Raw genomic sequence first — 14,793 nt, 5'->3', positions numbered from 1 at the left:
AGCCTGCGGCAGCTCCTACAGGTTACGAGTCAAGCCAGACAACCGTGGGCGCGCAGCGGAGTTGCGATTCAGGCCAGGTAGCCGTCAGCGCGCAGCAAGGTTTCCAGGCAGTGCTCGCTGATGTGGTAGAACGCCTTCAACTCCTGGATTTTCACCAGCAGTTGAGCCGGGTCCACCGGCTCGGCGCGTTTCACTGCCAGAATCATCTTGTTCTTGTTGGTGTGATCCAGCGAGATGAACTCGAACACTTTGGTCTCGTACCCACAGGCTTCAAGGAACAGCGCGCGCAGGCTGTCAGTGACCATTTCCGCCTGCTGACCGAGGTGCAAACCGTATTGCAGCATCGGCTTGAGCAGCGCCGGGCTCTGGATCTGCAGGCGGATCTGTTTGTGGCAGCACGGCGAGCACATGATGATCGACGCGCCCGAACGGATGCCGGTGTGGATCGCGTAGTCGGTGGCGATATCGCAGGCATGCAGGGCGATCATCACGTCCAGTTCGCTCGGCGCCACGCTGCGCACATCACCGCATTTGAACACCAGGCCCGGATGATCGAGTTTGGCCGCTGCGGCGTTGCACAGGCTGACCATTTCTTCACGCAACTCGACGCCCGTGACTTCGCCCTCGGCTTTCAAGGTATTACGCAGGTAGTCGTGGATGGCGAACGTCAGGTAGCCCTTGCCCGAACCGAAATCCGCGACCCGCACCGGTTTGTCCAGCGCCAGCGGTGACGATGTCAGGGCATGGCTGAAGACTTCGATGAACTTGTTGATCTGCTTCCACTTGCGCGACATCGCCGGGATCAGCTCGTGCTGGGCGTTGGTCACGCCCAGGTCCCTGAGAAACGGCCGGTTCAGGTCCAGAAAACGGTTTTTCTCGCGGTTGTGCTCGGCCGACGGTGCCTCGCGCAATTGCTGAGGTTGGCTCTTGAACAGCGAAGTTTTGCCCTTTTTGCTGTATTCGAGCTGAGCTTCGTCAGCCAGCGTCAGCAAGTGCGCATTTTTGAACGAGGCCGGCAGCAGCGCGGCAATGCTCGCAACGCCTTCGCTCAATGGCAGGTTCTTGGTGATGTCGCGGGTTTTGTAGCGATACACGAACGACAGGCAGGGCTGAGCCTTGACGGTCACCGGTTTGATGATGACGCGCTGCAAATCCGCTTCTTCACCGACGTATTTGGCCAGCACCAGTTTGATGAAACCGTTCTGCTCGAGGCTGGTTTGCAGCAACTCGATGAACTGGGCGTGGTGGTCCGGCGCGGGTTTGGCTGATGGCGCGGAGGGGGCGGTAACGGACATGAACAAGCGGCCTCGGGCGGGGCGAATCGGGAATGGCGGGTATTTTAGGGGGGATGGGGGTTGGGGACACGCTCTTATTTACCGAACGGTTTAAATGAGACCCTCACCCTGGCCCTCTCCCAGAGGTAGAGGGAACTGACCGAGGTGTTATCTCAAGCTACGCCGACCTGAATTATCGAGCCGAACTCAGGTTTTGAAACCAACAAATATCGGCTCCCTTTCCCCTCTCCCATTGGGAGAGGGCTGGGGTGAGGGGCTGGATTTCAAGTCAGACAATCCTTCTCAGGCCAACACCACCAACCGGTTCGGCAACTCATTGCGCACCTGCGTCACCGGCACATGCACCTTGAGCAATTCCCCACACGCCTCGATGCAGGTGACAAACCCCTCAAGCGTGCGCCCCTGCCGTACCTGCTCGGTAAACGCGGCGACAATCACATCCCAGCTTTCATTGCCCAACCGCTTCGAGATCCCCTCATCCACCAGAATCTCCACATAGCGCTCGGCCTCGCAGACGAAAATCAGCATGCCGGTGCTGCCCACGGTGTGATGCAGGTTCTGTTCGAGAAACTGCCGCCGCGCCAGGTTCGATGCGCGCCAGTGTCGTACACGGCGTGGCACCAGATGTGTGGTGATCTTCGGCAGACGAAACAGCAGGCACAGCACAATGAACAGGCCCCACTGCACCAGCAACAGGCTGCGCAGGGTCAGCGAGCCGGTCAGATAATGCACGACGCCCGGCACCACCAGCGCCAGCAGGCTGGCCCACAGCAGCGGGATGTATGCGTAGTCATCGGCGCGAGCCGCCAGCACTGTCACCAGTTCGGCATCGGTGTCGCGCTCGACCCGTGCGATCGCCTCGGCGACTTTGCGTTGTTCGTGTTCAGTCAGTAATGCCATGTCAAAAAGTGCCTGCTCATTATTCTTTTAATGTCACCAGCCGCCGGACGAACCACCGCCGCCGAAACTGCCCCCGCCGCCGCTGAAGCCCCCACCGCCACCGCCGCCACCAAATCCGCCGCCACCGCCAAACCCTCCGCCGCCACCGGAGCCGCCACGGCCGGTCGGCAGGATACCGAGCATCTGGCAGACAAACACCGTCAGGATGAACAACATCACCAGAAAAACGAACAACGTCGGATGGCGCGAGATGAAATCGCTCTGCGGGTCCCCGCTGGACTCATACACCGTCGACGGTTCGTCCAGCGGATTGCCGCCCAGCACAACCAGCATCGCCGCCACGCCGTCGCTGATGCCTTTGCTGAAATTGCCGGTCTTGAACGCGGGCGTGATGACTTGATGGATGATCACCGAGGTTTGCGCATCGGTCAGCCGGTCTTCCAGGCCATAACCGACTTCGATGCGCAATTTGCGCTCGTCACGGGCAACGATCAGCAGCGCGCCGTTATTCTTGTCCTTTTGCCCAATGGCCCAATGACGACCGAGCTGGACGCCATAATCCTCGATGGTGGTGCCTTGCAGATCGGGCAGCGTGACCACGACCAATTGCTCACCGCTCGCCTGTTCGTGGGCCTGCAACTGTTGGCTCAATTGCGCGCGCACCGATGGCTCGATCATCTGCGCCTCGTCCACCACGCGCCCGCTCAGCGCCGGGAACGTCAACTCGGCCCGGGCGCTGACGGCGAACATCCACAGCATCAGCACCAGGCCTATTTTCAACACACGCATGGGCAACCTCGAATCAGAACTTCACTTGCGGGGCCTTTTCCGCACCAGGAGTGGTGGCTTCGAAGGTTTCGCGCATCGGCAGGTCGCTGTACATCACGCTGTGCCAGAGGCGACCGGGAAAGGTGCGGATCTCGGTGTTGTACTTCTGCACCGCCAGAATGAAATCGCGTCGCGCCACGGCGATGCGGTTTTCCGTGCCTTCGAGCTGCGATTGCAGGGCGAGGAAGTTCTGATTGGCCTTCAGATCCGGATAACGCTCGGACACCACCATCAAACGGCTCAATGCGCCGCTCAACTGATCCTGCGCCTGCTGGTACTGCTTGAGCTTCTCGGGATTGTCGAGGGTACTGGCATCGACCTGAATCGACGTGGCTTTCGCCCGGGCTTCGATCACTGCGGTCAGGGTTTCCTTTTCGTGGGCGGCATAGCCCTTCACCGTTTCCACCAGATTGGGGATCAGGTCAGCGCGGCGCTGGTACTGGTTCTGCACCTGCCCCCACGCGGCCTTGGCCTGTTCGTCGAGAGTCGGGATGTTATTGATGCCACACGCGGTCAGCAAAGTCGCCAGCATCAACAATGTGGCGACCTGCAAACGCGAGCGATAGGTTGGACTTACATTCATTGCAGTGATGCTCCCTGACACATTTCATTAAAAAGCCGAGCGCGAAACCTTCTCAGCCGGTGGTTGGGGCATAATCGGCCGCGCCACTGGATTGCGACCGGTCAATGGGCTAAAAAGTGCCTGCGCGGTCGAGCTGCCTGCGGTCAACGGTGTTTTTTTGGCTTGGCGTTTTTGCGCCCGCACCCGAACAACAATAGTCGCTCCCTAAATTTTGGCTGGCCGGCATTGCATTGCCGTTTGTGCCCTTGAGAAAAATATTCATGAAGAAGCTGTGTTTGCTGGGCCTGTTCGTCAGTCTGGCCAGTCATCAAGTATTGGCCGCTGAGACCTCGGTACCTCTGGAAAACAAGGACGCCTTCATCAGCAACCTGATGAAGCAAATGACCCTCGACGAAAAGATCGGCCAGTTGCGCCTGATCAGCATCGGCCCGGAAATGCCCCGCGAGCTGATCCGCAAGGAGATCGCCACCGGCAACATCGGCGGCACGTTCAACTCGATCACCCGCGCGGAAAACCGTCCGATGCAGGACGCTGCCATGCGCAGTCGCCTGAAGATTCCGATGTTTTTCGCGTACGACGTGATCCACGGTCACCGTACGATTTTCCCGATCCCGCTAGCCCTGGCTTCGAGCTGGGACATGGACGCCATCGGTCGCTCCGGGCGCGTTGCCGCCAAAGAGGCCGCCGCTGACAGCCTCGACATCACTTTCGCGCCGATGGTCGACATCTCCCGCGACCCGCGCTGGGGCCGTAGTTCCGAAGGTTTCGGTGAGGACACCTACCTCACTTCGCGCATCGCCCGAGTCATGGTCAAGGCCTATCAGGGCGATGCTCCGAACACGGCCGACAGCATCATGGCCAGCGTCAAGCACTTTGCCTTGTACGGCGCGGTCGAGGGCGGTCGCGACTACAACACCGTCGACATGAGCCCGGTGAAGATGTACCAGGATTACCTGCCACCGTACCGCGCCGCGATTGATGCAGGCGCCGGTGGTGTGATGGTGGCGTTGAACTCGATCAACGGCATTCCGGCCACCGCTGACACATGGTTGATGAACGATCTGTTGCGCAGGGATTGGGGCTTCAAGGGCCTGGCGGTGAGTGACCATGGCGCGATCTTTGAACTGATCAAGCACGGTGTGGCTCGCGACGGTCGTGAAGCGGCGAAACTGGCGATCAAGGCCGGCATCGACATGAGCATGAACGACACCCTGTACGGCAAAGAGCTGCCAGGGCTGCTCAAATCCGGCGAGATCGAACAGAAACACATCGACAACGCTGTGCGTGAAGTCCTTGCGGCCAAGTACGACATGGGCCTGTTCAAGGACCCGTACCTGCGCATCGGCAAGGCTGAAGATGATCCGGCCGACACCTACGCTGAAAGCCGCCTGCACCGCGCCGACGCCCGTGACGTCGCGCGTCGCAGCCTGGTGCTGCTGAAGAACCAGAACGAAACCCTGCCACTGAAGAAGACTGCAAAAATCGCGCTGGTCGGCCCGCTGGCCAAGGCGCCGATCGACATGATGGGCAGTTGGGCCGCCGCCGGTCGTCCGGCGCAATCGGTGACCCTGTTCGACGGCATGAACGCACTTATCGGCGACAAATCGAACCTGATTTACGCCCGTGGCGCGAACATCACCAGCGACAAGAAGGTGCTCGATTACCTGAACTTCCTCAACTTCGATGCACCGGAAGTGGTTGATGATCCGCGCCCGGCCAACGTGCTGATCGATGAAGCGGTGAAAGCCGCCAAGGATGCCGACGTGATCGTCGCAGCCGTAGGCGAGTCCCGTGGCATGTCCCACGAATCATCCAGCCGTACCGACCTGAACATCCCGGAAACACAGCGCGAGCTGATCCGCGCGCTGAAAGCCACCGGCAAGCCGTTGGTGCTGGTCTTGATGAACGGCCGCCCACTGACCATTCTCGAAGAGAACCAGTCGGCCGATGCGATTCTGGAAACCTGGTTCAGCGGCACCGAGGGCGGCAACGCCATCGCTGACGTGCTGTTCGGCGACTACAACCCGTCGGGCAAACTGCCGGTAACCTTCCCACGCTCCGTTGGGCAGATTCCGACCTACTACAACCACCTGAGCATTGGCCGGCCGTTCACACCGGGCAAACCGGGCAACTACACCTCGCAGTATTTCGATGACACGACGGGGCCACTGTTCCCGTTCGGCTACGGTTTGAGCTACACCGATTTCAGCCTGAGCGACATGGCGCTGTCCTCGACCACCCTGAACGCCAGCGGCAAGCTCGACGCCAGTGTGATGGTGAAGAACACCGGCAAGCGTGACGGCGAAACCGTGGTGCAGCTGTACATTCAGGACGTTACCGGTTCGATGATTCGCCCGGTGAAAGAACTGAAGAACTTCCAGAAAATCATGCTCAAGGCCGGCGAACAGAAAGTCGTGCACTTCACCATCACCGAGGAGGAGCTGAAGTTCTACAACGCCCAACTCAAGTACGCCGCCGAGCCCGGCAAGTTCAACGTGCAGATCGGTCTGGACTCTCAGAATGTGACGCAGCAGAGCTTTGAGTTGCTGTAACTGCAAGCACACCGCAAAACCCTGTGGGAGCGAGCCTGCTCGCGAAAGCGGTCATTCAGATAAACAATTGCTGACTGACACACCGCCTTCGCGAGCAGGCTCGCTCCCACATTGGATTTAGGGTGTATTCAAAATCGGTTTTACCCGCGGCGGTCGAGGATGTTAACCACCAACCGATCCACCCACCCCCACATTCTCTGTTTCACCCGCCGCCACAACGGCCGCCTCTGCCACTCCTCCAGACTCACCTGCTGACTCAAGCCGAAATCCTTCTCGAAACTCGCCACCACCGCTGCCGTCAACGACGGATCGAGCGCCTCAAGATTCGCCTCCAGATTGAAGCGCAAATTCCAGTGATCGAAGTTGCACGAACCGATGCTCACCCAATCGTCCACCAGCACCATTTTCAGGTGCAGGAAGCACGGCTGGTATTCGTAAATCTGCACGCCGGCCTTGAGCAGTCGCGGGTAGTAGCGATGCCCGGCGTAGCGCACGGACGGGTGATCGGTGCGCGGCCCGGTCAACAGCAGGCGCACGTCGACACCTCGGGCAGCGGCCTTGCGCAGCGATCGGCGGATTTTCCAGGTCGGCAGGAAGTACGGCGTGGCCATCCAGATGCGTTTTTGCCCGCTGTTCAGCGCGCGAAACAGTGATTGCAGAATGTCGCGGTGCTGGCGGGCGTCGGCGTAAGCCACGCGGCCCATGCCCTCGCCCATGTCCGGCACCTTGGGCAAACGCGGCAAGCCGACATGCGCGGATGGCTTCCAGGCACGGCGATGGCGGTTGGCGATCCACTGGCGGTCGAACAATAGCTGCCAGTCGAGCACCAGCGGGCCGCTGATTTCCACCATCACTTCGTGCCACTCGCTGGTGTCGTGCCCCGGGGTCCAGAACTCATCGGTGACACCCGTGCCGCCGACCACCGCCAGCCGCTGGTCAACCAGCAGCAGTTTGCGGTGGTCACGATAGAAATTGCCGACCCAGCGCCGCCAGTGCAGGCGATTGTAGAAGCGCAGCTCAACCCCGGCGTGCGTCAAGCGTTTACGCAGGTTCAGGGTAAACGCGAGGCTGCCGTAGTCGTCGAACAGGCAGCGCACGCGCACACCTCGCTCGGCGGCCAGCACCAGCGCTTGGACGATGGTTTCGGCACAGGCGCCAGCCTCGACGAGGTACAGCTCAAGTTCGATCTGCTCCTGGGCGCCGGCAATTTGCTCAAGCATGCGCGGGAAGAATTGCGGGCCGTCGATCAACAGCTCGAAACGGTTGCCGTCACGCCAAGGGAAGATCGCGCCGCGCATGTCAGCGCGCCGTGAAAATCAGTACCGCACCCACCGGCACCGACAAACTGATGGCCGACAAATCGGCCAATTTGCGCAGGCTTTCCAGCCCTGGGGCAAGATCGAAATCCTCGGCGTTGATCACCACTGGCTCCAGTGTCACCACCTGGAAGCGTCGATCATCAAGACGCGTTGCCAAGAGCTCGGCCGGGTACTCGTGTTGCTTGCCATGCAGAGTGACGGTCAGCGGCAGACGCAATTCCAGTTGCGCACCGGAGGCCAGATCGTTGATCGGGCGCAGGTCGATCTGGGTGGTGATGGTCGCGTCGGGGAATTGCTCGATCTGGAACAGCTCCTTGCGCATGCGCTCGTCACGCAGCGGGATGCCGCTGTTGATCGAATCCATCTCGACCTCGACCTCGGCGCGACCGTTCGGATCGACCTTGCCATGCAGCACCAGAAAGCGCTGCACTTCGGAGATGTGGGCGTTTTTCGTGCTGACAAACGACAGCCGTGACGACTCGCCGTCCAGGTACCAATTGGCCTGCGCCGGCAACGCAGCGGCAGCCAGCAGCATGCAGGAAAGGGTTTTGTAGAGGGAGCGGTTGAACATTGAGGACTCGTGGGGGCGATAAACCTGAGCCGAACATTAACTGGCTGGGGCGTTATTGCAAATCGAAGATCAAAAGATTGTCCGATCGCGGCCCGAGCCTTCGACAGCTACAAGTTCCACTGTTGACGCTTCACCTGTGGGAGCTAGCTTGCCAGCGATTGGGCCGGCACAGGTGAAATTTTTGCTGAATGACACGCCGCCATTCGCTGGCAAGCCAGCTCCCACAGGGTTCTTTATTTGCAGGGCAATTGTGTGTTCAGGGGTTGAGGCGGCAGCCCTGGCGCTCACTCAACCATTGCGCGCTGTTGCTGCGGCCCATGCCGCTGACGGTGATGGTTTTGCTATCGACGTCATCGCTGAAGCCGCTGGTTGGCAGCCACTGTTTCACATAGCCACGGCAATATTCGGCGTCGTTGTTCATGACGTAGCGGCACGAACAATATTCCTTCGCCGTGTAGGCGCTGATGATGTCCGCAAAGGCCCAGAGGTTCTCGCGCTCATAGGCGATCCAGCCGAGCAGCACGACAAGCAACACCACCAAGAACCGCTTCATGGCCGCACCGCCGCAAGCACACGCTTGAGCAGTTCGTTGTGGCGGTAGCTGCCGTCGCGATCATCGGCGTAGCGCACGATCACCAGTTTTTCGCTGGGGATGACGTACAGCGCCTGCCCCCAATGACCCAGCGCGGCGAAGGTATCGGGCGGTGCATCGGCCCACGGTGACGATGCGCCTTGCGCCGGGCGATTAAGCCACCAGTGGCCGCCGGGCACGGCTTCATCCTGATTGGCCTTGTAACCGGCGAAGGGTTGCAGGTTGAAGGTGAGCCATTCCTTGGGCAGTAATTGCCGATCATTCCAGCGTCCGTCGCGGGCCATCAACACACCGACACGCGCCAGATCCCGCGCGGTCAGGTAGGCATAGGACGATGCGACGAACGTACCGTTGGCATCGGTTTCCCACACGGCGTGGCGGATGCCCAACGGTTCGAACAGTGCTGTCCACGGATAGTCTGGATATCGCTGTGGGCCGACGATGGATTTCAACGCGGCCGCCAGCAGATTGCTGTCGCCGCTGGAGTAACGGAATGCCTGCCCCGGTACGGCGTAGCTGTGGTGATCGGCGGTGAATCGCGCCATGTCCTGGTGACCACGGGTGTAGAGCATCGCCACCACCGAGGATTTCAGCGGGGCGTATTCATAGTCTTCCTGCCAGTCGATGCCCGAGGCCCAATGCAGCAGATCGGCAATAGTGATCGCCGGGTGTTTTTCCAGCGCCGGGTAGAACTTCACGGCTGGATCATCGAGCTTGAACAGGCCTTCACCGTAGGCAACGCCAAGCACCGCAGCCATCAGACTTTTGCTGATAGACCAGGTCAGGTGTGGGGTTTGCGCGTTAGTCGGGCCGGCGTAGCGTTCGTAGATGATCTGGCCATCGCGAATGATCAACAAGGCATCGGTGCGGATGCCCTGGCGAGTGGTGTCGTCGCGGGGTGGGAAGGCGTAGGCCTGAAGATCCTCAACCGCTGTGATCTGCGGACCAACCGGCCACTGTTCGCCGGGCCATGATTCGGCCTGAACGGTGAAGCTGATCAGCAGCAGAAACAGCGACAGGCCTTTGAACATGGTGAGGGCTCAGCAGAAAGTCTGCTGATGCTAGCGCAGAAAAATGACAGTTCCTGTGCGAGCTCTATGTAGGAGCTGCCGAAGGCTGCGATCTTTTGATCCTGCCTTAAAAAAACAAAATCAAAAGATCGCAGCCTTCGGCAGCTCCTACAGGGGATTGTGCATGGCTTTGGCCAGGCGCTTGGCTCTGGCGCCCGACGCCAACTGCATCACCGCCTGATCACGCTGCCACATCTGCGCCCATTCCGGATCACCTTCGCTTAACGCTTGGTCAAGCTCGGTCTTGAGCGCATCAAACTGCGCAAACAACCCACCGAGCAACACATGCCCCGCCGGATTGTTCGGCGGCTGCCGACTCATCTCCGCACACCCGGCCAGCAGCGCCAGCAAGCGCAGTTGCAGCGTCTGTGGCCAGTCGCTGTCCTGCCCGACGCCGTACAACCAGGCGGTCATCGCGCTCAGCACATAGACATCTTCCAGCGTGCGAAACGGTTTGACGTAAGCATCCCAGCCGTCCCCCGCGAGCAACTCGCACAGAGCCCCATCGAGATGCAGTCGGCCATGGCTGATGTCGGGCATCAACGGCAGAGCCGGCAGTTTTTCCACCGTCACACCGGGCTCACCGGGATACACCACCGCCAGACTCAGGCGCGGCGTTGCGCCGGCCTCTTCACTGCGTGCGGCGATCAGCAGCCAGTCCGCCGCATCGCCGGCGGTGACGAAATCCTTGGCGCCACTCAAGCGCAAATCCGTCAGCCGCGTTTGCATGTCGGACGGACGCAGGCTGCGCTGTTCGGTCGCACACAACGCGCCGAGGCTCAGCGGTGCGCTCGGCCACAACATGCGCAATGCCGCTTGATAACCGACCAGAAACGCCAGCCCTGGCGTCGCCATCCGCCGCCCGCCCGCCACCGCCAATTCGAACGGCGTGACGTTGCCCAACTGCTGCAACAACGTCGCAAAACCCTCGGCCAGGTCAGCAACGGCGGGCAATCGTTCACGGCTTTGCAACAGATCTGGCCAGGGCATAAGAGGCTCCTTGTGGGCTGTCATATAAGCATCACCAAAGGTTCATGGCGATGACACCGGGGCTACATAGCCTGACTTTGCACAACACGGCTGCATAAAGAAAGTCGATCGGCTGCAACCCATGACGGGTTCAAGGCCCGTACGGAGATTCAAATGACTCAGATCGCCCGCATCAGCGACACCGGCAATGAACGCCGTCTGCAAGCCGAACGCCTGATCGGCGCCGAAGCCTTGCAGCAAGCCCAGGCCCTGCGATTCAGCGTCTTCAGCGGCGAGTTCAACGCCAAACTGAAAGGCGCGGAACTGGGTCTGGACATGGATGATTATGATGTTCACTGCAGCCACATCGGCGTGCGTGACCTGAACACTGGTCGCCTGGTCGCGACCACGCGATTGCTCGATCACACCGCCGCCAGCAGCCTTGGCAAGTTCTACAGCGAAGAAGAATTCAGCCTGCATGGCCTCGCCCATCTGCAAGGCCCGATCCTGGAAATCGGCCGCACCTGCGTCGACCCGGCCTACCGCAACGGCGGGACGATTGCAGTGCTGTGGGGTGAGTTGGCCGAAGTGTTGAACGAGGGCGGCTACAGCTATTTGATGGGGTGCGCGAGCATCCCGATGCAGGACGGTGGCGTACAGGCCCACGCGATCATGCAGCGTCTGCGCGAACGTTATCTGTGCACCGAAAACTTGCGTGCCGAGCCGAAAAAACCGCTGCCAACCCTCGACATTCCGTCGAACGTGATCGCCGAAATGCCGCCGCTGCTCAAGGCTTATATGCGCCTGGGCGCGAAGATCTGCGGCGAGCCGTGCTGGGACGAAGACTTCCAGGTCGCCGACGTGTTCATCCTGCTCAAGCGCGACGAACTCTGCCCGCGCTACGCCAAGCACTTCAAGGCGGCCGTGTGATGAGCCGGTTGCGGGTTTACGCGCGGATCGCGCGAGTGCTGCTGGTGGTATCGCTGGGATTGACCATGGCCAGTCTGTTCGGCGTGTTCGAGAGGATTGGCCTGGCGCACTCGATGGAACGTCGCCAGCGCTGGTCGCGCTTTTTCATGGCGCGCCTGAGCAATGCCCTGCCCTTTCGCATGACCGTCCACGGTGAACTGCCAAAGCAGCCGATGTTGTGGGTCAGCAATCATGTGTCGTGGACCGATATTCCGCTGCTGGGCATGCTCACACCGCTGTCGTTTCTGTCCAAGGCCGAAGTGCGCACCTGGCCGGTCGCGGGTTGGCTCGCAGCCAAGGCTGGCAGCCTGTTTATCCGTCGCGGCTCGGGCGACAGCCAGTTGATCCGCAAACAGATGACCCGGCACCTGCAAACCGACCATTCACTGCTGATGTTCCCGGAAGGCACGACCACCGATGGCCGTTCACTGCGCACCTTTCACGGTCGCTTGCTGTCGGCGGCGATTGATTCAGAGGTGATGCTGCAACCGGTGGCGATCCGTTATCTGCGTGACGGCGAAGTCGATACGTTGGCACCGTTCATTGGTGACGATGATCTGCTGTCGCACCTGATGCGTCTGTTCAGCAATGATTGCGGCGATGTCGAAGTGCATCTGCTCAAGCCGATCGCCTGCGAGGGTCGGGAACGTGCGGCGCTGGCGTTTGAAGCGCAGCAGGCGGTGCAGAAGGTGTTGTTTGGATCGATTCCGGAAACCCGACAATCCCCAATGCGCCCGGCAATCGCCGCCTGAAATACAAATCCAGAAATCACCCTCGGCCCCTGTGGGAGCTGGCTTGCCAGCGATAGCGGTAGACCAGCCGACACGAATGTTGAATGTGCTGACGCCATCGCTGGCAAGCCAGCTCCCACAGGGATTCAGGGTGTTGCTGGAGACTGGGCGAAGTCCTGGAGTTGTGGGTAGAAAAGTCGGAAGTCTTCACTCAGTGGCTCGTACAACCGCCGCAATTCCTGCATCGCCCGCGCCAGTTCCTCTGGCCGGCTCAATCGCCGGGAGATCCCGCGCAACACCTGATCAAGCACTTCAAACTCCTGATACGAGCCCAACCAGTCATTGGCGACCATGTGCGGCGCAATCTTCGCCAGGCGCTCGGGCAATTGCGGTTCACGGGACAACACTCGATACACGTCAGCGGTGAACTGCGCCAGCGGTTGATCCGCGTACAACCGCCAGTCCCTCGCCAGACAGTGGTCGAAAAAGACATCAAGGACGATCCCGGCATAACGCCGACGGGTATCGGAAAACCGCCCCAGCGCGATGTCCACCAGCGGATGGCGATCAGTGAACACGTCAATCCGTCGATGCAGTTGAATCCCCGCCTCGACCTCCGGGGCAAACTGCCCTTGCAGCCGGCCTTTGACGAAATCGCCATACAGACTGCCGAGTAATTGGTCGGGGCGCTGGCCACCGAGATGCAAATGTGCGAGATAGTTCATGGGCGCAGCTTAGCACCGCGCCCTCGTTCCAATACACCCAACGTATCGTTATAACCCGATATACCGATTTGTGCGGTCGTCAGATCAAAATCATATTGGTATATCGCGAAGTAGCGATTTAAAGTTCGCCTCATCGCGATATAGCGTTTTACACACCGAGCACCCTGCCATGAACCTTGACCTCGACGAAATAATAAAAGCCCTGGCACACCCAGTACGGCGAGACATCCTCAACTGGCTGAAAGACCCGAAAGGCGAATTCCCGGAACAGTTGCACAACCACGAGTACGGCATTTGCGCCGGGCAGATCGATCAACGCTGCGGCCTGTCGCAATCAACCGTGTCCGCCCATTTGGCGACCCTGCAACGCGCCGGACTGATCAGCAGCCAGAAGGCCGGTCAATGGCACTTTTTCAAACGTAACGAGGACGTGATTCAGGCGTTCCTCAGCACACTCAGTAAAGAGCTCTGACCCTTAACGTCAGCCAGCCCACAAGGAAACAACGATGCCCCTCTCGCTACTCATACTCGCCTTGAGCGCCTTCGCCATCGGCACCACCGAATTCGTCATCATGGGCCTGCTGCCAGATGTGGCGGCCGACCTCGGCGTGTCGATTCCCGGCGCCGGCTGGCTGGTGACCGGTTACGCCCTGGGCGTGGCCATCGGTGCGCCGTTCATGGCACTGGCCACCGCCAAATTGCCGCGCAAGGCTGCACTGGTCGCGCTGATGGGCATCTTCATTGTCGGCAACCTGCTCTGTGCGATGGCCAGTGACTACAACGTGCTGATGTTCGCCCGTGTCGTCACCGCGCTTTGCCACGGTGCGTTCTTCGGTATCGGTTCGGTGGTGGCGGCAGGTCTGGTGGCGCCGAACAAACGCGCTTCGGCAGTCGCCCTGATGTTTACCGGTTTGACCCTGGCCAACGTCCTCGGCGTGCCGCTGGGCACCGCATTGGGTCAGGAGGCCGGCTGGCGTTCGACCTTCTGGGCAGTGACCGTGATCGGTGTGATCGCGCTGATCGGCCTGATCCGCTTCCTGCCGGCCAAACGTGACGAAGAAAAGCTCGATATGCGCGCCGAACTCGCCGCCCTCAAAGGCGCCGGCATCTGGCTGTCGCTGAGCATGACCGCTCTGTTCGCTGCCTCGATGTTCACCCTCTTCACCTACGTCGCCCCGCTGCTCGGCGATGTCACTGGCGTCTCGCCAAAAGGCGTGACCTGGACGCTGCTGTTGATCGGTCTCGGTCTTACCGTCGGCAACATCATCGGCGGCAAGCTCGCAGACAAACGCCTCGCTGCCACCCTGATTGGCGTGTTCGTGGCGATGGCGGTGATTTCCACGGTGTTGAGCTGGACCAGCGTCGCGCTGATCCCGACTGAAATCACCTTGTTCCTCTGGGCCACTGCATCATTCGCAGCCGTACCGGCACTGCAAATCAACGTAGTGACCTTCGGCAAAGCTGCACCGAACCTGGTCTCGACCCTGAACATCGGCGCGTTCAACGTTGGTAACGCACTCGGCGCCTGGGTCGGCGGCAGCGTCATCGCCCACGGCTTCGGCCTGACCAGCGTGCCTCTGGCCGCCGCTGCCCTGGCGGTGCTTGCCCTGCTGGTGACCCTGATTACTTTCCGTCAGAACGGCAATGCCGAACTGGCCCCTGCGACTCACTGATTAACCACTTAAACCA

15 protein-coding genes are annotated in these 14,793 nt (G+C 60.3%); 5 read left to right on the top strand and 10 right to left on the bottom strand.

The genetic code is table 11. The features are described 5' to 3' along the window. Nucleotides 1-68: 68 nt before the first annotated feature. From AB4P97_RS02315 to AB4P97_RS02300, 4 genes are all read right to left on the bottom strand, one after another. Nucleotides 69-1,295 (bottom strand): class I SAM-dependent methyltransferase, encoded by a 1,227-nt coding sequence (locus tag AB4P97_RS02315; RefSeq protein WP_395599244.1) that lies wholly within the window; start codon nucleotides 1,293-1,295, stop codon nucleotides 69-71. Between the two features lie 282 nt (nucleotides 1,296-1,577). Beyond that, nucleotides 1,578-2,195, bottom strand: coding sequence for a TPM domain-containing protein (locus tag AB4P97_RS02310; protein WP_395602023.1), 618 nt, complete (start codon nucleotides 2,193-2,195; stop codon nucleotides 1,578-1,580). Nucleotides 2,196-2,228: 33 nt separating this feature from the next. Next, the gene (locus AB4P97_RS02305) at nucleotides 2,229-2,984 is read right to left on the bottom strand and encodes a YgcG family protein (RefSeq protein WP_047300047.1); all 756 of its coding nucleotides are present in this window, start codon (nucleotides 2,982-2,984) and stop codon (nucleotides 2,229-2,231) included. A gap of 13 nt (nucleotides 2,985-2,997) precedes the next feature. After that, a complete protein-coding gene (locus AB4P97_RS02300; protein ID WP_042558030.1) occupies nucleotides 2,998-3,606 on the bottom strand; it encodes a LemA family protein in 609 nt (202 codons plus the stop codon). Nucleotides 3,607-3,866: 260 nt separating this feature from the next. Between AB4P97_RS02300 and bglX the strand changes: the two genes are divergently transcribed. Further along, entirely contained in the window at nucleotides 3,867-6,158 is a 2,292-nt protein-coding gene (gene bglX / locus AB4P97_RS02295) for a beta-glucosidase BglX (RefSeq protein WP_047300046.1), read from the top strand. 140 nt (nucleotides 6,159-6,298) lie between these two features. Here the strand turns inward: bglX and AB4P97_RS02290 are convergent, their stop codons facing one another. From AB4P97_RS02290 to AB4P97_RS02270, 5 genes are all read right to left on the bottom strand, one after another. Then, nucleotides 6,299-7,456, bottom strand: a complete 1,158-nt coding sequence (locus tag AB4P97_RS02290) for a phosphatidylserine/phosphatidylglycerophosphate/cardiolipin synthase family protein (RefSeq protein ID WP_395602022.1) — start codon at nucleotides 7,454-7,456, stop codon at nucleotides 6,299-6,301. A 1-nt stretch (nucleotide 7,457) separates the two neighbouring features. Beyond that, nucleotides 7,458-8,048 carry a YceI family protein gene (locus AB4P97_RS02285; protein WP_395602021.1) on the bottom strand — a complete coding sequence of 197 codons (591 nt, stop codon included), beginning with the start codon at nucleotides 8,046-8,048 and terminating at the stop codon, nucleotides 7,458-7,460. A gap of 256 nt (nucleotides 8,049-8,304) precedes the next feature. Next, on the bottom strand, nucleotides 8,305-8,601 hold the full coding sequence (locus tag AB4P97_RS02280) for an amidase (RefSeq protein WP_395602020.1): 297 nt from the start codon (nucleotides 8,599-8,601) through the stop codon (nucleotides 8,305-8,307). Beyond that, complete coding sequence (locus tag AB4P97_RS02275) at nucleotides 8,598-9,671, bottom strand: serine hydrolase (RefSeq protein ID WP_042558025.1); 1,074 nt, start codon at nucleotides 9,669-9,671, stop codon at nucleotides 8,598-8,600. Before AB4P97_RS02275 ends, AB4P97_RS02280 begins: the two co-directional genes overlap by 4 nt. Nucleotides 9,672-9,818: 147 nt before the next feature. Then, nucleotides 9,819-10,700, bottom strand: a complete 882-nt coding sequence (locus tag AB4P97_RS02270) for an acyl-CoA dehydrogenase (protein ID WP_395602019.1) — start codon at nucleotides 10,698-10,700, stop codon at nucleotides 9,819-9,821. 153 nt (nucleotides 10,701-10,853) lie between these two features. Here AB4P97_RS02270 and olsB point away from each other — a divergent pair, with 153 nt between their 5' ends. Beyond that, nucleotides 10,854-11,609 carry an L-ornithine N(alpha)-acyltransferase gene (gene olsB, locus AB4P97_RS02265; RefSeq protein ID WP_042558023.1) on the top strand — a complete coding sequence of 252 codons (756 nt, stop codon included), beginning with the start codon at nucleotides 10,854-10,856 and terminating at the stop codon, nucleotides 11,607-11,609. Next, a complete protein-coding gene (locus AB4P97_RS02260; protein ID WP_042558022.1) occupies nucleotides 11,609-12,400 on the top strand; it encodes a 1-acyl-sn-glycerol-3-phosphate acyltransferase in 792 nt (263 codons plus the stop codon). Before olsB ends, AB4P97_RS02260 begins: the two co-directional genes overlap by 1 nt. A 125-nt stretch (nucleotides 12,401-12,525) precedes the next feature. On the opposite strand, the gene AB4P97_RS02255 is transcribed toward AB4P97_RS02260, so the two are convergent. Continuing rightward, a complete protein-coding gene (locus AB4P97_RS02255) occupies nucleotides 12,526-13,104 on the bottom strand; it encodes an ACP phosphodiesterase (protein WP_115147651.1) in 579 nt (192 codons plus the stop codon). Between the two features lie 169 nt (nucleotides 13,105-13,273). Between AB4P97_RS02255 and AB4P97_RS02250 the strand changes: the two genes are divergently transcribed. Together AB4P97_RS02250 and AB4P97_RS02245 are read left to right on the top strand one after the other, a co-directional pair. After that, nucleotides 13,274-13,576 carry a helix-turn-helix transcriptional regulator gene (locus tag AB4P97_RS02250; protein WP_016771327.1) on the top strand — a complete coding sequence of 101 codons (303 nt, stop codon included), beginning with the start codon at nucleotides 13,274-13,276 and terminating at the stop codon, nucleotides 13,574-13,576. 34 nt (nucleotides 13,577-13,610) lie between these two features. Further along, nucleotides 13,611-14,777 (top strand): MFS transporter, encoded by a 1,167-nt coding sequence (locus AB4P97_RS02245; protein WP_047300040.1) that lies wholly within the window; start codon nucleotides 13,611-13,613, stop codon nucleotides 14,775-14,777. Nucleotides 14,778-14,793: the final 16 nt, after the last annotated feature.

This window comes from Pseudomonas sp. A1230, from assembly GCF_044218825.1.
Classification (GTDB): Bacteria; Pseudomonadota; Gammaproteobacteria; order Pseudomonadales; family Pseudomonadaceae; genus Aquipseudomonas; species Aquipseudomonas iridis.
The sequence above is the reverse complement of the archived record's forward strand: the minus strand, read 5'-3'. Positions and strand labels throughout refer to the sequence as shown.